Origin of the sequence: Micromonospora sp. 050-3 (genome assembly GCF_046549335.1) — a bacterium.
Classification (GTDB): Bacteria; Actinomycetota; Actinomycetes; order Mycobacteriales; family Micromonosporaceae; genus Micromonospora; species Micromonospora trifolii.
Window position 1 is genome coordinate 2,468,670 of the sequence record NZ_JAJPVX010000001.1, and the last position, 16,828, is coordinate 2,485,497.

Genomic DNA, 16,828 nt, shown 5'->3' on the forward strand with positions numbered 1-16,828 from the left:
CCACCCCGGGGGACTCACCTGATGAACAGGACCGCATTAGCGTCCGCCCTGCTACTGGTGACGGCCGGCCTGGCCGTACCACCGTCGGCAGCGGCCGCAGCGCCGGCCGCGCCGCCGGACAGCAGCTTCCAGAAAGTGACACTGAACGACTTCCCGGGCGAGCCGATGAGCCTCGCCGTCCTGCCCGACCTGCGGGTGCTGCACACCTCCCGCACCGGTGAGGTCCGCATCCACGACCCGCGCACCGGGCTGAACACCCTCGCCGCCGACATCCCGGTGTACGAGCACGACGAGGAGGGTTTGCAGGGGGTCGCCATCGACCCGAACTTCGCCCAGAACAAGTGGGTGTACCTCTACTACTCGCCGCCGATGGACACCCCGGTGGACGACCCGGCGACCCCTGGCGTCAACGAGGGGGACGCGCCGGAAACCGGCACCGAGGCGGACTGGCAGCGGTTCAAGGGCGCGCTGCGGCTGTCCCGGTTCAAGCTGGACGGGACGAAGCTGAACCTCGCCAGCGAGCAGCAGATCATCGACGTGCCCACCGACCGGGGCATCTGCTGCCACGTCGGCGGCCAGATCGACTTCGACAGCAAGGGCAACCTGTACCTGTCGACCGGTGACGACACCAACCCGTTCGCCTCCGACGGTTACATCCCGATCGACGAGCGGGCCGACCGCCACCCGGCGTACGACGCCCAGCGCACCTCGGCCAACACCAACGACCTGCGCGGCAAGCTGCTGCGTATCAAGGTGAAGGCCGGTGGTGGTTACACGGTGCCGGCTGGCAACCTGTTCAAGGCCGGCACGGCGCAGACCCGCCCGGAGATCTACGCGATGGGGTTGCGCAACGCGTTCCGGTTCGCCGTCGACCGGCGCACCGACAACGTGTACGTGGGTGACTACTCCCCGGACGCCTCCAACCCGAACCCGGAGCGCGGGCCGGCCGGGCACGGCCGGTGGATGCTCGTCGACAAGCCGGCGAACTACGGCTGGCCGTACTGCGTGACGCCGACGATCGCCTACCGCGACTACGACTTCGCCACCGGCGAGTCCGGTGCCAAGTTCAACTGCAAGCGCCCGGTCAACGACTCACCGCACAACACGGGCAAGCGCGTGCTGCCGCCGGTCGAGCAGCCGGAGGTCTGGTACGCGGCCGCCCCCTCGGCCGAGTTCCCGCAGCTGGGCACCGGCGGCATCTCTCCGATGGGTGGCCCGGCGTACGAGTACGACGGAACCAGCACGTCGCGCACCCGCTGGCCGGCCTACTACGACGGGGTGCCGCTGTTCTACGAGTGGTCCCGCGACTACATCAAGGAGTTCCGCCTCGACTCCGACGGCGACGTCACGGACATCCGTCCGGTAGCGCCGTCGCTCGTGGTGGACAACCCGATGGACATGGAGTTCGGCCCGGACGGCGCGCTCTACGTCCTGGAGTACGGCGACGGTTACTTCGCCGAGAACCCGGACGCGCAGCTGTCCCGGATCGACTTCGTCCGGGGCAACCGGACGCCGATCCCGAAGATCAGCGGCACCCCGACCGTCGGGCAGGCCCCGCTGACCGTCGCGTTCTCCAGCGCCGGCACGACCGACCCGGACGGTGACAAGCTCAGCTACGCGTGGGACTTCAACGCGGACGGCTCGGTGGACAGCACCGCTCCGAACGCGAGCTGGACGTTCCCGGAGAACGGCTCGTACACGCCGACGTTGAAGGTCACCGACCGCACCGGACGGTCTGCCTCGGCGTCCCTCCCGCTGGTGGTCGGGCCGACCGCGCCGATCGTCGAGTTCGTCGCCCCGGTGGCCGGACAGCCGTTCCAGTTCGGGCAGACGGTCGCGTACGAGGTGAAGGTCACCGACGACCTGCCGGTGGACTGCTCCCGGGTGAAGGTCACCTACGTGCTCGGGCACGATGAGCACGGGCACCCGCTCTCCACCTCGACGGGTTGCTCCGGGACCATTCCCACCTTCCTGGACGGTGGGCACAGCGGCGCGGACAACCTGACCGCGGTGTTCGTCGCGGAGTACACCGACGCGCCGACCGACCCGGGCGTACCCGCCCAGTCCGCTTCGGCGACGGTGGTGCTGGACCCGACCCCGGTGGCCGGTCTGGCCGGCTGATCAGTTAACCGAGACAGTGGCGGCGGCCGGATCCTTCCGGCCGCCGCCACACGTCGTTCAGCGCCGATCTCGGACCGGGCCGGTCAGCTCCAGTCGCTGTCGACGTGGTTGTCCCGCCACCGTCCGCCCACCGGCGGGGTGTCCAGTCGCATCCCCTGCTCGGCGTTGCCGGCCAGGTCGTTGTCCTCGACCCGGCAGTCCACACAACTGCCCCGCTCGGTGATCCACAGCCCGTGCGTCTGGGTCGGGTTGTCGTGGTTGTCCCAGACCCGGTTGCCCCGGATGGTGGCCGAGTCGAACGGGGCGTCGATGGTGATGCCGGCCCGCAGCTTCGGTGCGGCGGCCAGTTCGTAGCCGCATCCCGGCGGTGGCACGTTCCCGCTCCACGCGGTGAACGCGTCCGGGCGGACCGGGGCGAGGGTGAGTTCGTCGCCGGTGTTGGAGGCCACCATGGCGACGGCCTTCCCGACCCGCAGGACCTTGCCCCGGTGCCCGTCGTGCGGCCAGTTGGCCGACCGGTCCACCAGGCACCGCTCGCTGTAGCGGACGGCGTCGCCCACGCCCTCGGTGCCCTCGCCGTACTGCCGCCCATTGTTGCGGATCCGGTTGTTGAGCAGCACCGCGTCGGTCATCTGGTGGTCGATCCGGACCGCGTCGAGGCCGTTGCCCCAGAACTCGTTGCTCTCGATCACCACGTCCCGGATCGAGCCCCGGTAGCCGCGCCCGAGGTCGTGCGCGTGATAGCCGTGCCGGCCGTTGCCGCTGATCCGGTTGCCTCGGACGGTGTACGGGCCGGGGCTGTTGCCGAGGCTGACCCCGTCGCACATGTTGCCGTCGATGACGCAGTCGGTGAGCAGCCCGCCCCGGCCGGCCACCGACGAGGTGCCCTGCGCCGACACGTCGAACCCGGTCTCCAGGTTCCCGGTCATGGTGCAGGCGGAGACGATCAGGCCGTCGGCGCCCCAGTCGGAGATGCCGAAGCGGTTGCCCTGACTGTGGCAGCCGATGATGCGGTAGCCGCGCGGCGGCATCCAGTAGTCCTTCTGCAACTCCAGGAAGATGCCGTTGGTGCCGTTGGCCAGGGCGGTGCAGTTGGCGATGGTCAGCCGCTCCACCGCTCCCCAGCCGCCGATGCCGATTCCGATGCCGGCGCCGCCCATCTGCTCGCCGTTGTCCAGTCGGCCACAGCCGACCACCACCACGCCGTCGATCAGGGAGTCCTGGAGGAAGTCGCAGCCCAGCCCGGTGGCGGCGGTGTGGTGGATGTAGAGGTTGCGGAAGACGCCCCGCACCACGTACTGGAGGCCGAGGCCCTTGGCCAGGTAGTTGTACTCGGCCATGGCGACGCCGGAGCCGTCGATCTGAAAGTCGGAGAAGGTGCAGTCGGCGATGTGCCGGTCCCGGTCGGCGCCGTGCTGCACAGTGGTCCAGAAAGCCAACGGGGTGGGGTCGGCCCGGTTGCCCTCGTTGCTGAGCATGAACCGGGTCGCCGCCGGGCCGGCCCCGATCAGCGACACACCGCTGCGCCACACAGTGCCCGCGTCCCGGATCGAGTAGATGCCCGGCGGGCAGTAGATGACCCGGGCCCGCCCGTCCGAGGCGTACCCGTCGCCGAGGCGGTCCACGAGGGCCGCCAGCGCCGGCTGGTCGTTGGTAGCGCCGTCACCGGTGAGCCCGTACTCCAACGCGTCGCAGTACAGCGGCGCGCCGGCCGAGGCGGGCCGTCGTACCCGGACCGAGTTCAGTAGCAGCTCGTTCGCCACGGCCACGGTCGGGCTCCCTTCGACGCGTTCGGTGCGCTCCGGCGGGGCCGACTTCCCGGTGAGGCCGCAGGGAAACCCCGGGCCGATGACACCGCCGGGGAGGCCCGGCCCGATGACACCGCCGGGGAGGCCCGGACGTGCGTCGGCCCCGGCGCCGCACGGGCGGCGCCGGGGCCGAGGGGGTACGCGTCAGACGGCGGCGATCAGCAGCGCCGGTCGCTCCACGCAGTCGGCGACGTGCCGCAGGAAGCCGCCGGCCACCCCGCCGTCGCAGACCCGGTGGTCGAAGGTGAGGCTGAGCTGGGTCACCTTGCGGACGGCGAGCTGCCCGTCGACCACCCACGGCTTGTCCACGATCCGCCCGACCCCGAGCAGAGCCGCCTCGGGGTGGTTGATGATCGGCGTGGAGCCGTCGACGCCGAACACCCCGTAGTTGTTCAGCGTGAAGGTGCCACCGGTCAGCCGGGCCGGGGGCAGGCTGCCGGCCCGCGCGGCGGCGGTGGTCGACGCCAGTTCGGCGGCCAGCTCGGCGGTGGTGAGCCGCTGGGCGTCGCGCAGCACCGGCACCAGCAGTCCCCGGTCGGTCTGCGCGGCAATGCCGAGGTGCACCCCGGCGGACTGGACGATGCGCTGCGCCTCGGTGTCGACCCGGGCGTTGAGCTGCGGGAACCGGCGCAGACCACTGAGGCAGATCCGGGCCAGCAGGGCCAGGATGCTCACCGGCGCGTCGGGCGTCGCCGCGTTGATCGCGGCGCGGGTCTCCAGCAGCCCGGTGGCGTCCACGTCGACCCAGATGGTCACTTCCGGGATCTCCCGCCGGCTGCGGGAGAGCTTGTCGGCGATCACCTTGCGGACGCCGGTCAGCGGGACGATCACGTCGCCGTCCCCGACCGGGGCCGACCCGACCTGCGGGTCCGGCACGGCGGCGAGCCGGGCGGCGGGCGCGGTCAGCGCGGCCTCCACGTCGGCGCGGCGGATCACGCCTCCGGGTCCGGTGCCCCGCACCGTGTCGAGGTCGACTCCGTGCTCGCGGGCCAGCCGCCGCACGATCGGCGAGATGACCAGGGCGGCGACCGGTGGTGCCGGGTCACCGGACGCGGCAGCCGCGCCGGACGCGCCACCGGAAGCGGTCGGGCCGGCGTCGAGCGGTTCGGGGGCCACCGCCAGTCGAGGCCGACGCCGACGACGGGTGGCAGTGCCGTGGCCGGTGCCGTACCCGATCAGCACGTTGCCGGAGCCGGCCCGCTCCTCCTCGCGGTAGGTGGCGTGCCCAGCGGGCTCGTCGCCCCCGTCCAGCGGCGCGATGGTGATCAACGGCTGGCCGACCGGGCGTACCTCACCGGCCGCGCCGTGCAGGGTGACCACCCGGCCGGCGTACGGGCAGGGCACGTCGACGACGGCCTTGGCGGTCTCCACCTCGACCACGCTCTGGTCGACGGTGACCACGTCACCCACGGCGACCCGCCACTCGACGATCTCGGCCTCGCTGAGCCCCTCGCCCAGGTCGGGCAGGAGGAAGACCTGCGTCCGTTCGACGATGGTCATGCCGCCGCCCAACGCGCGTCCGGCTTGTCGTCCCACTGGAGGCGGGCCACCGCGTCGAGCACCCGGTCCACGCCGGGCAGGTGGGTGTGCTCCAGCATCGGCGCCGGGTACGGGATGTCCAGCCCGGCGACCCGCAGCACCGGGGCGTGCAGCGCGTGGAAGCAGCGCTCCTGCACCCGGGCGGCGATCTCCGCGCCGACGCCAGCGAAGCCGGGCGCCTCCTGGATCACCACGCACCGGCCGGTACGCCGGACCGAGGCGGTGATGGTCTCGTCGTCGAACGGCACGATGGTGCGCACATCGACGACCTCCAGGTCCCACCCCTCCTCCCGGGCGGCCTCGGCGGCCTCCAGCGCGACCGGCACCGCCGGCCCGTACGCCACCAGTGTGGCGTCGCGTCCGGGCCGACGCACGACGGCCCGGCCGAACGGCTCGTTGCGGGTCGGCAGAGACGCCTCGGCGCTGGCGAAATAGAGCTTCTTGGGCTCCATGAAGACCACCGGGTCGGGGTCCTCGATCGCCTCACGCAGCAGCGAGTACGCGTCGTCGACGGTCGCCGGGGTGACGACCTTCAGCCCGGGGGTGTGCGCGTAGTACGCCTCGGACGAGTCGCAGTGGTGTTCGACGCCGCCGATCCCGCCCGCGTACGGCACGCGGATGACGATCGGCACGCTCAGCGCGCCCCGGGTGCGGTTGCGCAGCTTCGCCACGTGCGAGGCGATCTGCTCGAAGGCCGGGTACGCGAACGCGTCGAACTGCATCTCGACCACCGGGCGCAGGCCGGACATGGCCATGCCGACGGCGAAGCCGACGATGCCGGCCTCGGCGAGGGGGGTGTCGAAGCAGCGCTTCTCGCCGAAGCGGGCCTGGAGGCCGTCGGTGATCCGGAAGACGCCACCGAGCGCGCCGACGTCCTCACCGAAGACGACGACCCGGTCGTCGGCGGCGAGCGCGTCGGCGAGCGCGGTGTTGAGCGCCTTCGCCATGGTGGTGGCCATCAGGCGTCACCCTCCTCGGCATGGGCGGCGGCCAGCTCGGCGCGGACCTGCTCACGCTGTTCGATCAGCTGTGGGGTGGGCTCGGCGTAGACGTGGTCGAAGAGGCTCAGCGGGTCGACACTGGGCTGCTCGTTCATCCGGGTCCGCAGGTCCGCCGCGTACGCCTCGGCCTGCTCGGCGATCTCGGCGACCGCCGCGTCGTCGAGCACGCCGCGGGCGCGCAGGTAGGTCTCCAGCCGGGCGACCGGGTCCCGGTCCCGCCAGGCGTCGACCTCGGCGCCGTCGCGATAGCGACTGGCGTCGTCGGCGTTGGTGTGCGGCTCCATCCGGTAGGTGTGCGCCTCGACCAGGAACGGCCCCTTGCCGGCCCGGGCGTGGGCGACCGCGCGGGTGAGCACGGCGAGCACAGCGACCGGGTCGTTGCCGTCGACCTGCTCGCTGGGTACGCCGTAGCCGACGCCCTTGTAGGCCAGCGACGGCGCAGCGGTCTGCCGCGACAGCGGGACGCTGATGGCGTACTTGTTGTTCTGCACGAAGTAGACGACCGGCGCCTTGAACACGGCGGCGAAGTTGATCCCCTCGTGGAAGTCGCCCTCGCTGGTGGCGCCGTCGCCGATGAAGGCCAGCGCCACCGTGTCGCGACCCTGGTACGCCTCGCCGTACGCCAGCCCGGCGGCGTGCACGCACTGGGTGGCGAGGGGGGTGCACTGCGGTGCGGTGTGCACAGCGGTGGGGTCGTAGCCGCAGTGCCAGTCGCCACGCAGCAAAGTGAGCACCTCGACCGGGTCGATGCCTCGGGCAACCAGCGCCATCGACTCGCGGTACGTGGGGAAGACCCAGTCGGTGTCGCGGACCGCGAGCACCGCGCCGACCTGGCAGGCCTCCTGGCCTCGCGAGGACGGGTAGACGGCGAGTCGGCCCTGCTTGGTCAGGGCGGTCGCCTGGGTGTCGAAGCGGCGGCCGAGCACCATCCGCCGGTACAGCTCGCGCAGCACCTCGGCGGGTGGTTCGGGGTAGTCGGCGCGGGCGGGCAGGGGCGTGCCGTTCTCGGCGAGCAGGCGGACGGGCTCGGCGTCCGGTAGCAACGAGCGCGCCGGGTCGGGCGGGGTGACCGTTCGACGGGTGCGCGGGGATGCCCTGCGGACCGCCTGGGGAGTGGTCGTCACGGCGGAACCTCCTGGGACGTGTGGTGAGCCTATGCTTCCGCTTGTGGATGATTGACTCAAGATCGACACGGAAGGCGGGACGGTTGGCATGCGGAGGGCCCATCAGTGAGCCAGGAGACCGCCGACGAAGCGAGCCGGGGCGCGGGATCGGGACGATCGGCCCGAGCGTTGGACGAGGTCGACCGGCGGATCCTCGACGAGCTGGTCCGCGACGGCCGAACCTCGGTGCGCACCCTCGCCGAGCGCATCCACATCTCCCGCACCAACGCGTACGCGCGGGTGGAGCGGTTGCTCCGCGACGGGGTGATCACCGGGTTCCGGGCCCAGGTGGCGCCCGAGGCGGCCGGGCTGGGCACGTCGGCGTACATCGCCCTGACCATCGAGCAGAACACCTGGCGGGAAGTGTCGGCCGAGCTGGCCCAGGTGCGCTACATCGAGCACGCCGCGCTGCTCGGCGGCGACCACGACGTGCTCGCGCTGGTACGGGCGCCGGACAACGCCGCGCTGCGCGACGTGGTGCTGGGCCGGGTGCAGAGCATTCCCGGGGTGCTGTCCACCCGCACCTGGCTGGTCTTCGAGGAGTTCGACGGGGTGGGCAGCCCCTGGGCGTGACCGGCAGCGGCTCAGCGCTCCGGCGGGGCCTCCAGCCCGTCGCGGTCGGCCAACTCCAGCAGCGGTTCCAGCGAGTGCCGGTCACCGTCCAGCCCGGCGTGCGGGTCGCCGCGCTCGGCGAACCGAGCCGGCATGCTGAGCACGTCGAAGTCCTCCGGTCGGACCTGGTCCAGCTCCGACCAGTCCAGCGGCGCGGAGACCAGCGCTGCCGGCGTCGGCCGGATCGAGTACGCCGAGGTCACCGTGTGGTCCCGGGCCATCTGGTTGTAGTCGACGAAGACCGGCCGGTCCCGTTGCTCGCGCCACCAGGTGGTGGTGACCAGGTCCGGCAGCCGGCGCTGCATCTCCCGGCCCAGCGCGAGCACCGCCCGACGGCAGTCGCCGAAACTCCACAGCGGCTCGATCGATATGTAGACGTGCAACCCCCGACCGCCGGTGGTCTTCGGGTAGCCGGTCATGCCCAGCTCGGCGAGGAACGCCCGCACCTCGTGCGCCACTGGCACCACCTGCTCGAAGCCGACGCCGGGCATCGGGTCCAGGTCGATGCGCAACTGGTCGGGGCGTTCCACGTCGGCGGCGGTGACCGGCCACGGGTGGAACCGCAGGGTGCCCAGGTTGGCCGCCCAGATGACCACTGCCAACTCGCTCGGCGCGACCTCGTCGGCGGTACGGCCACTGGGGAAGGTGATGTGCGCCGTCCGCACCCACTCGGGCGCGCCGGCCGGCAGGCGCTTCTGGTAGAACGCGTCGCCCCGGTTGGTCTGCCGGGTGGCGATCGTCGCGCCCTCGAAGACGCCACGGGGCCAGCGTTCCAGCATTGTCGGCCGATCCCGTAGCGCCCGCAGGATGCCCTCGCCGACCGCCAGGAAATAGTGGACGACGTCCAGCTTGGTCAGCCCACGCTCCGGAAAATACGGCTTGTCGGGGCTGGAGACGCGGACCAGCCGCTCCCCCACCTGGATCTCCTCCGCCGCCGTGGCCACGCCCTGAGGGTACGACGCACGAGCGCGCCGTACACCGACCGAGCGGACACTGGCGCGCCGCCGACGGAGCTGCCCTAGCACGGCAGCGATGACGCGCTGAGTCAGGTGAGCAGCAGCACGCCGACCACGATCAGTGGCAGCCCGACGAAGAGAAATATGCCGACCCCGGTGAGCACGCGCCCACCGTCGGCCGTCTCCCGCTCTGGCCCGGCACCGAAGGTGGCACGCGGGCCGAGCATGCCGATCCGACTCAGCGTCAGGTCGCCCGTCACGCCGAGTAGCCCGCCCACCACAACCAACCCGATGCCCAGCCGGGCGGCGTAGTCACCGCCAGCGACCGCCACCCAGATCATTGCCGCAACCGCGACAACCGCCCCGACCACCACGAACAACAGGAGCGCTTCCCGCAGACCTCGCAAGACTGTCATCGTCGACCCCCGTCGGCTGTCCGGCGCACATTGTTTCGCATCACCAGGTCGCGGCGCTGCCCCGAAACCGACAGCGGAGACCGGATACGGTTACCGGCGGCGGCGCCCGGGTAGGGGGGCCGCATGGCGGAACTGGCAACCCTCTGGATCGTCCGGCACGGCGAGAGCACCGCGAACGTCGCGGCGACGCAGGCCGAGGCGTCGGGCGCGGAACTGATCGACCTCACCCACCGCGACGCCGACGTGCCGCTGTCCGCGACCGGCGAGGAGCAGGCTCGGGCGACCGGCCGTTGGCTGGCCGAGCTGCCGGACGCGAAGCGCCCGGATGTGGCGGTGGTGTCGCCGTACCTGCGCGCGGTGCAGACCTCGCGGCTGGCGCTGGCCGGCACCGGCATTCCCGTCCACCGCGACGAGCGGCTGCGCGACCGGGAGCTGGGCATCCTCGACGGGCTGACCGGGCACGGGGTGCGCCGGCGCTACCCGGACGAGGCCGAGCGTCGGGAGCGGTTGGGCAAGTTCTACTACCGGCCGCCGGGCGGTGAGTCCTGGACGGACGTGGCGTTGCGGCTGCGGACGCTGCTGGGCGACCTGCGCCGGGACCACGAGGGTTGCCGGGTGCTGCTCTTCGGCCACGACGCGCTGGTCTTCCTGCTTCGCTATTTGCTGGAGGGGTTGACCGAGGACGAGCTGATGGCGCTCACCCGGCAGGACGTGATCGCCAACTGTTCGATCACCGAGTGGTCGGCGGACGGCGACGACCGCCTGGCCCTCACCGCCTTCAACAATGTCGCGCATCTGCGTCAGCAGGGCGCCCAGCCGACCAGGGAGGACGAGATCCATGCCGAGCCGGTCTGAGGTGAAGGTGATCACCCCGGCGTTGCTGCGGGACTGGGCGCTGCCGGTGCCGGTCGGTGGAAAGGAGAGCCGGGGCACCGTGCTGGTGGTCGGCGGTTCCCGCTTCACGCCGGGCGCGGTGCTGCTCGCCGGGGTGGCCGCGTTGCGCGCCGGTGCCGGGGTGCTCCAGCTCGCCGCCGCCGAGTCCACCGCCGCCGCGCTGAGCATCCAGGTGCCCGAGGCGCTGGTGGTCGGTCTGCCGGAGACCTCCGACGGCGCGGTGGCCGCCGACCGGGACGGCCAGCTCGGCGAGCTGGTCACGCAGGCCGACGTGGTGGCCATCGGCCCCGGCCTGAAGGCGATCGACGAGACCAACCGCCTGCTGAGCCTGGTCCTGGAGGCGGCCCGTCCGGACACGTCGCTGGTGCTCGACGCGTACGCCCTCGGTGCGCTCAGCCACGCACCGGACCTGCTGGTCGGCTCGGGTCGACCCGTGGTGCTCACCCCCAACGTCACCGAGGCCGGGCACCTGCTCGGGCGGGACCCGGGCGACGACCTGGACGCCGAGGCGGCCGAGTTGGCCGCCCGGTACGAGGCGGTCGTGTCGCTGTACGGGCACGTGGCCGCCCCGGACGGGCGGGGTTGGCGGGAGGAGAGCGGCGACGCCGGGTTGGGCACCTCCGGCAGCGGGGACGTGCTCGCCGGGTTGCTGGCGGGGCTGTTGTCCCGGGGTGCCGACCCGGCGCAGGCGGCCTGCTGGGGCTCGTTCGCGCATTCGGTGAGCGGTCAGCGGCTGATCCCCCGCTACGGCCGGATCGGCTTTCTGGCTCGGGAGTTGCTCGACGAGATCCCCCGCACCCTGGCCATGGTCTGATCGGACCCAGGCCCCTTCGTCGAACCTCGGCAGAGCTTCGCTGGAGGGCGGCCCGAACGGCCGGTAACGGCCCGGTAGGATCCTCCCGGGCCGTTACTGGCGCGTGGGGATGGAGAACCATCGGGGAGCGGCCTCGTCACGTGGACGTTTGCCGAGCGCCTGGGCCTTCCCGCACGTCTGTTGGAGGTCGCATGTCCCGCAACGCCGAATCCACCGCATTCCGGAGTGCCCTTGAGGTGATCCGGGCTGTCGAGCCGCGGGTCGCCGACGCCATCGGCGCCGAGCTGACCGACCAGCGGGAGTCGCTCAAGCTGATCGCCAGCGAGAACTACGCCTCACCGGCGACCCTGCTGGCCATGGGCAACTGGTTCAGCGACAAGTACGCCGAGGGCACCGTCGGCCGCCGCTTCTACGCCGGCTGCCAGAACGTCGACACCGTCGAGGCGCTCGCCGCCGAGCACGCTCGGGAGCTGTTCGGCGCCGCGCACGCGTACGTACAGCCGCACTCGGGCATCGACGCCAACCTGGTCGCCTTCTGGGCCGTCCTGGCCGACCGGGTGGAGTCCCCCGCCCTCAAGAAGGCCCAGGTCCGCCAGGTCAACGACCTCAGCGAGGCCGACTGGTTCGCGCTGCGCCGGGAGCTGGGCAACCAGCGGATGCTCGGCATGTCGCTGGACGCCGGCGGCCACCTCACCCACGGTTTCCGGCCGAACATCTCCGGCAAGATGTTCGACCAGCGCAGCTACGGCACCGACCCGACGACCGGCCTGATCGACTACGACCGGGTGGCCGAGGCCGCCCGTGAGTTCAAGCCGCTGATCCTGGTGGGCGGCTACTCGGCGTACCCCCGGAAGGTGAACTTCCGGATCCTGCGCGAGATCGCCGACTCGGTCGGCGCCACCTTCATGGTCGACATGGCGCACTTCGCGGGCCTGGTGGCCGGCAAAGTGTTCACCGGCGACTTCGACCCGGTGCCGCACGCGCACATCGTCACGACCACCACGCACAAGTCGTTGCGCGGCCCGCGCGGCGGCATGGTGCTCTGCCAGCCGGAGCTGGCCGACCAGGTGGACCGGGGCTGCCCGATGGTGCTCGGCGGCCCGCTGCCGCACGTGATGGCCGCCAAGGCCGTCGCGCTCGCGGAGGCCCGCCGTCCCGACTTCGCCGACTACGCCCAGCGGATCGTCGACAACGCCCAGGCGCTCGCCGAGGGGCTGCTGAGCCGGGGCGCCACGCTGGTCACCGGCGGCACCGACAACCACCTGGTGCTCATCGACGTGTCCGGCTACGGGCTCACCGGCCGGCAGGCCGAGCAGGCGCTCCTCGACTCGGGCATCGTCACCAACCGCAACTCGGTCCCGCAGGACCCGAACGGCGCCTGGTACACCTCCGGCATCCGGATCGGCACCCCGGCGCTGACCACCCGGGGCCTGGGCACCGCCGAGATGGACCAGACCGCCGAGCTGATCCACACCGTGCTGACCCAGACCACCGCCGGCGCCAACGCCGACGGCACCCCGTCGAAGGCGAAGTACACGCTGGACGCCGGACTGGCCGACAAGGTCGCCCGCCAGGCCACCGACCTGCTTGCCACGTACCCCCTCTACCCCGGCGTCGACCTGAGCTGAGCCGACCGACTCGCGTCGATCATGGAGTTGTGGTGCCCGAATCAGGGTGGTCGGCGACTTTTGTCCACCACCACAACTCCATGATCGACGCGGACAGGCCGGCGGCCCTCAGGCCATCGGGCGCTTCAGGTGATAGCGGTGGACTTCGGTGCTGCCCTGGACGTTGTTGACGTCCTCGGCGGCGGAGACCAGCTCCCACCCCTCCCGGCCGGCGCGGTTGAGGTGCGCGATGGCGGTGTCGCCGTAGGCGGTGATGTCCTTGCGGGACCCGTCCGGCGCGTACCAGACGAACGAGACGTGAAAATTGCGGCCCTGTCCCTGATAGCGACGGACGAGCAGGGCGTACTCCCAGGCAACCATGCGGCTTATTATGACCGTCCAACCAGGACGGCGGCACGCGGGTCGTCGCGCATTGCCATCCGATGAACGCGGTGTGTCAACCCGCCCGGCGAGCCAATTCGTCGGTGATCAGCGCCGTGAGGCGATCCAGCCCGACGTCGATCTGCTCCGGTGTGACAGCGCTGACCGACAACCGCAACGCGCACACCGGCGCGGTGTCGTCGTAGAAGTGCGCCATTGGCGTCCACAACACCCCGTAGTCGCGCGCCGAGCGGTCCAGCAACGCGTCGTCGACCGGGAACGGCACTGTCACCACCACGAAGAAGCCGCCGGCCGGCACCGTCCACCGCACCGCCGGCCCGTCCGGCTGGTCCGGCTGATCGGGGAAGCGCCGGGTGAGGCCGGCCACCAGGTGGCGCAGATTCCGGGTGTACGCGGACCGCTCCCGGGTGTTCGCGGCCACCAGGCTGCATCCGTGCTCCAATAGCCGGCCGCCGATAACCGCCTGCGCGATCGGCGACGTGTTCACAGTGACCATGCTCTTGATCATGGCGAGCTGGTCGGCGAGCGGGCCGACCCGCCCGTCCGGGCCGGCCACCCGCTGGTCGGCGACGACGTACCCGACCCGTGCGCCGGGGAGCACGGTCTTGGCGAACGAGCCGAGATAGACGACCCGCCGCCCGGTGTCCAACGCCTTGAGAGTGGGCGGGCGCGGCCCGTCTTCGCTGTGGAACAGGCCGTACGGGTTGTCCTCCAGCAGCAGCAGATCCTCCCGCGCGGCCAGGTCCAGCAGCCGTTGCCGGTGGGTGGCATCGATGCTGACCCCGGAGGGGTTGGCGAAGTCCGGCATCACGTAGCAGGCGCGCGGCCGCAGCCCCGCCGCCCGGGCCCGGTGTACCTGGGCGGCCAGGTCGGCGAGGTCGACCCCGGTCGGCCCACCAGCGACCGGCCACACCGGCAGGTCCACCAGCCGGGCCGCCCCGGTCAGCCCGACGTAGGTCGGGGCGACCGCGAGCAGCACATCGGTCGGCCCGGCCCGCAGCGCCCGCAGCACCAGGAACATCGCCTCCTGGCAGCCGACGGTCACCACGATGCCCTCCGGGTCGACGGTGATCCCCTCGTCGACCGCGAGGTTGCGGGCGATCAGGTGGTGCACGATGCCCTTGGTCCGGCCGTACTGGAGCAGCAGCCGGCGGGCCTGCTCGGGTCGGTGCCCCAGGTCGTCGACGAGGTGCCGGTGGAAGGTGTCCAGGTGCCGGTGCACCGCCGCGAGGTCGAAGAACTCCTCGTACGGCCGGCCGGCCGCGAGGGACACCGCCGCCGGGTAGCGCTCGGACACCTCGTTGAGAAAGTTCATCGAGGTCAGCGCCGGATCGCCCAGCGCGGGGTGCAGGTCGGCGACGGTCAGGTCGACCGGTTCGGCGGCGCTCATCCCTCACCCCACCCCGAGGGTGCGCAGCTCGCCGGCCGCCACCACGTCGGCGCAGCCCGCCAGGGTGAGCGCGTCGGTCAACTCGGCGACGAGCAACCCCAACGCGTTCCGGGCGGCCGCTTCGCCACCGACGGCCAGCGCCCAGAGCAGCGGCCGGCCGACCAGCACCCCGGCCGCACCCAACGCCAGCGCCCGCAACACGTCGGTGCCGCACCGGATGCCGCTGTCCAGCAGCACCTGGCAGCCGTCCCCGACCACGTCGACGACCTCCGGCAGCATGGTGACGCTCGCCGGTGAGCCGTCCAGTTGCCGCCCGCCGTGGTTGGAGACGACCACAGCGTCCGCGCCGACCCGTACCGCCTCGGTCGCGTCGCGCGGGTCCAGCAGCCCCTTGACCACCAGCGGCAGGTCGACCTGCTCGCGCAGCCACGCCAGGTCCGCCCAGCGCAGCGCCGGCGCGAACGACGCGGCGGTGTGCGCGGCGATCGCGGACACCCCGGGGGCACCGGAGTGCGCCAGCGCGTCGCGACCGTCGGGGAGGTTCGCGGCGACCACCTCGGCCGGCAGCCGGAACGCGTTGCGCAGGTCCCGGGGACGTCGGCCGAGCACCGGGACGTCCACGGTGACCACCAGCGCCCGGCACCCGGCCTCGACGACCCGGTCCAGCAGGTCGCGGACGAGCGCCCGGTCGCGCAGCCAGTAGAGCTGGAACCAGACGTCCGCGCCCGCCGCGGTGACCTGTTCGATGGGGGTGCTGCCCAGCGTGCTGGCCAGGTACGGGATCCCAGCCGTGCCAGCCGCCGCCGCCAGACCCAACTCCCCGTCCGGGTGCACCAGCCGCTGGTACGCCATCGGCGCCACCCCGACCGGCATGGCGTACCAACGGCCGAGCAGATGGGTGCCGAGGTCGACGGTGTCCACCCCGCGCAGCACCCGGGGCAGCACCGCGACCCGGTCCAGCGCGTGACGGTTCGCGGCGAGGGTCACCTCCGCCGCGCTGCCGCCGGCCAGGTAGTCCCATACGTCCGGCGGCAGCACGGCCCGGGCCCGCTCGGCGTAGTCGGCGAGCGACACGGCCGGCGGGTCGGCCAACACCCGCTCACCCATCGCCCGCCGCCGGGCCCGTCGCGGCTCCCGGCTCGGCCGGGCCGGCCAGGTCGTCGGCCTCGCCCGCCCCGGCCGGCAGCCCGAAGCGCTCGCGGAGGAAGGCCGCAGCGCTATCCTGCGCGCGCCGTCCGTCGGCGAAGGTGCCCGGCATGGCGAAAAACCCGTGGATCATGCCCGGGTAGTGCGCCAACCGGGTGGATACGCCAGCGTCGCGCAGCCGCTCGGCGTACCGCTGCCCCTCGGCGCACAGGGGATCCAGTTCGGCGGTGATCACCAGCGCCGGCGGCAACCCGGACAGGTCGTCGGCGAGCAGCGGCGAGGCCAGCGGATCCTTGGCGTGCGCCGGGTCGGCCAGGTAGTGCGTCCGGTACCAGGCGACCGATCGGCGGTTGAACAGCGCCGGGTCGTCGTCCCCGGCCGGTTCGCCGCTCTGGTCGGTGTTCGGGTAGACCAGCAGCTGCGCGGCGAGCGGCGGCCCGTCCGTACGGCTGAGCAGGGTCACCGCGGCGGCCAGGTTGCCGCCGGCGCTGTCGCCTCCCACCGCCACCCGGGTCGGGTCCACGCCCAGCTCGTCGGCGTGCCGGGCGATCCACGAGGTGGCAGCGTGGCAGTCGTGCACCGCCGCTGGGAAGGGGTGCTCCGGGGCGAGGCGGTAGCCGACGGTGATCACCTGACAGGGCACCGCGTTGGCCAGGCGCCGGCAGATGCCGTCGGCGGTGTCGACGCTGCCGAGCGTCCACCCGCCGCCGAAGAAGTACAGCAGGGTGGGCAGCGGACCCGACCCGGTCGGCCGGTACACCCGCAGCGGCAGCTCCCCGGCGGGGCCGGGGATCCGCGTGTCGCGTACCTCGGTCACCGGCTCGACCGCGCCGCTGCCGGCGCGGATCGCGGCCAGGTCCGCGGCGCGCGCCTCGGACAGGGTCTGCGCGTACAGCGGCGGGGTGCCGGCCGCGGCACGGGCCGCCCGGTAGGCCGCCACCTCCGGGTGCACTGCCATG

The 16,828-nt window shown here is 72.4% G+C and carries 15 protein-coding genes and 1 riboswitch; of the genes, 5 read left to right on the forward strand and 10 right to left on the reverse strand.

Annotated elements, in window-relative coordinates; genetic code table 11:
• Nucleotides 1–21: 21 nt before the first annotated feature.
• The gene (locus ACLJOK_RS11190; protein ID WP_410818123.1) at nucleotides 22–2,121 is read left to right on the forward strand and encodes a PQQ-dependent sugar dehydrogenase; all 2,100 of its coding nucleotides are present in this window, start codon (nucleotides 22–24) and stop codon (nucleotides 2,119–2,121) included.
• An 83-nt stretch (nucleotides 2,122–2,204) separates the two neighbouring features.
• Here ACLJOK_RS11190 and ACLJOK_RS11195 read toward each other — a convergent pair whose 3' ends face one another.
• The 4 genes from ACLJOK_RS11195 to pdhA form a co-directional block, all read right to left on the reverse strand.
• Nucleotides 2,205–3,884: a right-handed parallel beta-helix repeat-containing protein gene (locus tag ACLJOK_RS11195; RefSeq protein ID WP_410819315.1), complete on the reverse strand. Its 1,680-nt coding sequence runs from the start codon at nucleotides 3,882–3,884 to the stop codon at nucleotides 2,205–2,207.
• Between the two features lie 189 nt (nucleotides 3,885–4,073).
• Entirely contained in the window at nucleotides 4,074–5,429 is a 1,356-nt protein-coding gene (locus ACLJOK_RS11200; RefSeq protein WP_410818125.1) for a dihydrolipoamide acetyltransferase family protein, read from the reverse strand.
• A complete protein-coding gene (locus ACLJOK_RS11205; RefSeq protein WP_410819316.1) occupies nucleotides 5,426–6,430 on the reverse strand; it encodes an alpha-ketoacid dehydrogenase subunit beta in 1,005 nt (334 codons plus the stop codon). Before ACLJOK_RS11205 ends, ACLJOK_RS11200 begins: the two co-directional genes overlap by 4 nt.
• The gene (gene pdhA, locus ACLJOK_RS11210) at nucleotides 6,427–7,593 is read right to left on the reverse strand and encodes a pyruvate dehydrogenase (acetyl-transferring) E1 component subunit alpha (RefSeq protein ID WP_410818127.1); all 1,167 of its coding nucleotides are present in this window, start codon (nucleotides 7,591–7,593) and stop codon (nucleotides 6,427–6,429) included. Before pdhA ends, ACLJOK_RS11205 begins: the two co-directional genes overlap by 4 nt.
• 105 nt (nucleotides 7,594–7,698) lie before the next feature.
• Here pdhA and ACLJOK_RS11215 point away from each other — a divergent pair, with 105 nt between their 5' ends.
• A complete protein-coding gene (locus ACLJOK_RS11215; protein WP_354946383.1) occupies nucleotides 7,699–8,205 on the forward strand; it encodes an Lrp/AsnC family transcriptional regulator in 507 nt (168 codons plus the stop codon).
• Nucleotides 8,206–8,216: 11 nt separating this feature from the next.
• Here ACLJOK_RS11215 and ACLJOK_RS11220 read toward each other — a convergent pair whose 3' ends face one another.
• Nucleotides 8,217–9,188 (reverse strand): DNA polymerase domain-containing protein, encoded by a 972-nt coding sequence (locus tag ACLJOK_RS11220; RefSeq protein WP_410818129.1) that lies wholly within the window; start codon nucleotides 9,186–9,188, stop codon nucleotides 8,217–8,219.
• 101 nt (nucleotides 9,189–9,289) lie between these two features.
• The gene (locus tag ACLJOK_RS11225) at nucleotides 9,290–9,616 is read right to left on the reverse strand and encodes a hypothetical protein (RefSeq protein ID WP_410818131.1); all 327 of its coding nucleotides are present in this window, start codon (nucleotides 9,614–9,616) and stop codon (nucleotides 9,290–9,292) included.
• 123 nt (nucleotides 9,617–9,739) lie between these two features.
• On the opposite strand from ACLJOK_RS11225, the gene ACLJOK_RS11230 reads away from it, so the two are divergent.
• From ACLJOK_RS11230 to ACLJOK_RS11240, 3 genes are all read left to right on the forward strand, one after another.
• Nucleotides 9,740–10,471 carry a histidine phosphatase family protein gene (locus ACLJOK_RS11230; RefSeq protein WP_410818133.1) on the forward strand — a complete coding sequence of 244 codons (732 nt, stop codon included), beginning with the start codon at nucleotides 9,740–9,742 and terminating at the stop codon, nucleotides 10,469–10,471.
• Nucleotides 10,455–11,324, forward strand: a complete 870-nt coding sequence (locus tag ACLJOK_RS11235) for an NAD(P)H-hydrate dehydratase (RefSeq protein WP_410818135.1) — start codon at nucleotides 10,455–10,457, stop codon at nucleotides 11,322–11,324. Before ACLJOK_RS11230 ends, ACLJOK_RS11235 begins: the two co-directional genes overlap by 17 nt.
• Nucleotides 11,325–11,406: 82 nt before the next feature.
• Nucleotides 11,407–11,496, forward strand: a riboswitch (ZMP/ZTP riboswitch).
• A 19-nt stretch (nucleotides 11,497–11,515) separates the two neighbouring features.
• Nucleotides 11,516–12,952, forward strand: coding sequence for a glycine hydroxymethyltransferase (locus tag ACLJOK_RS11240; RefSeq protein WP_410818137.1), 1,437 nt, complete (start codon nucleotides 11,516–11,518; stop codon nucleotides 12,950–12,952).
• 108 nt (nucleotides 12,953–13,060) lie between these two features.
• On the opposite strand, the gene ACLJOK_RS11245 is transcribed toward ACLJOK_RS11240, so the two are convergent.
• The 4 genes from ACLJOK_RS11245 to ACLJOK_RS11260 form a co-directional block, all read right to left on the reverse strand.
• Nucleotides 13,061–13,321: a hypothetical protein gene (locus ACLJOK_RS11245; RefSeq protein WP_091397680.1), complete on the reverse strand. Its 261-nt coding sequence runs from the start codon at nucleotides 13,319–13,321 to the stop codon at nucleotides 13,061–13,063.
• A 67-nt stretch (nucleotides 13,322–13,388) separates the two neighbouring features.
• Complete coding sequence (locus tag ACLJOK_RS11250; RefSeq protein WP_410818139.1) at nucleotides 13,389–14,723, reverse strand: PLP-dependent aminotransferase family protein; 1,335 nt, start codon at nucleotides 14,721–14,723, stop codon at nucleotides 13,389–13,391.
• A 3-nt stretch (nucleotides 14,724–14,726) separates the two neighbouring features.
• Nucleotides 14,727–15,830: an alpha-hydroxy acid oxidase gene (locus tag ACLJOK_RS11255; RefSeq protein WP_410818141.1), complete on the reverse strand. Its 1,104-nt coding sequence runs from the start codon at nucleotides 15,828–15,830 to the stop codon at nucleotides 14,727–14,729.
• Nucleotides 15,823–16,827: an alpha/beta hydrolase gene (locus ACLJOK_RS11260; RefSeq protein ID WP_410818142.1), complete on the reverse strand. Its 1,005-nt coding sequence runs from the start codon at nucleotides 16,825–16,827 to the stop codon at nucleotides 15,823–15,825. The genes ACLJOK_RS11255 and ACLJOK_RS11260 overlap by 8 nt, the downstream gene beginning before the upstream one ends.
• Nucleotide 16,828: the final 1 nt, after the last annotated feature.

Excerpts from the sequence above, each read along its gene's own strand:
- ACLJOK_RS11190 (WP_410818123.1), top strand. The coding sequence starts at position 22 with ATGAACAGGACCGCATTAGCGTCCGCCCTGCTACTGGTGACGGCCGGC.
- ACLJOK_RS11200 (WP_410818125.1), bottom strand. The coding sequence starts at position 5,429 with ATGACCATCGTCGAACGGACGCAGGTCTTCCTCCTGCCCGACCTGGGC.
- ACLJOK_RS11225 (WP_410818131.1), bottom strand. The coding sequence starts at position 9,616 with ATGACAGTCTTGCGAGGTCTGCGGGAAGCGCTCCTGTTGTTCGTGGTG.
- ACLJOK_RS11230 (WP_410818133.1), top strand. The coding sequence starts at position 9,740 with ATGGCGGAACTGGCAACCCTCTGGATCGTCCGGCACGGCGAGAGCACC.
- ACLJOK_RS11235 (WP_410818135.1), top strand. The coding sequence starts at position 10,455 with ATGCCGAGCCGGTCTGAGGTGAAGGTGATCACCCCGGCGTTGCTGCGG.
- ACLJOK_RS11240 (WP_410818137.1), top strand. The coding sequence starts at position 11,516 with ATGTCCCGCAACGCCGAATCCACCGCATTCCGGAGTGCCCTTGAGGTG.
- ACLJOK_RS11250 (WP_410818139.1), bottom strand. The coding sequence starts at position 14,723 with ATGAGCGCCGCCGAACCGGTCGACCTGACCGTCGCCGACCTGCACCCC.
- ACLJOK_RS11255 (WP_410818141.1), bottom strand. The coding sequence starts at position 15,830 with ATGGGTGAGCGGGTGTTGGCCGACCCGCCGGCCGTGTCGCTCGCCGAC.
- ACLJOK_RS11260 (WP_410818142.1), bottom strand. The coding sequence starts at position 16,827 with ATGGCAGTGCACCCGGAGGTGGCGGCCTACCGGGCGGCCCGTGCCGCG.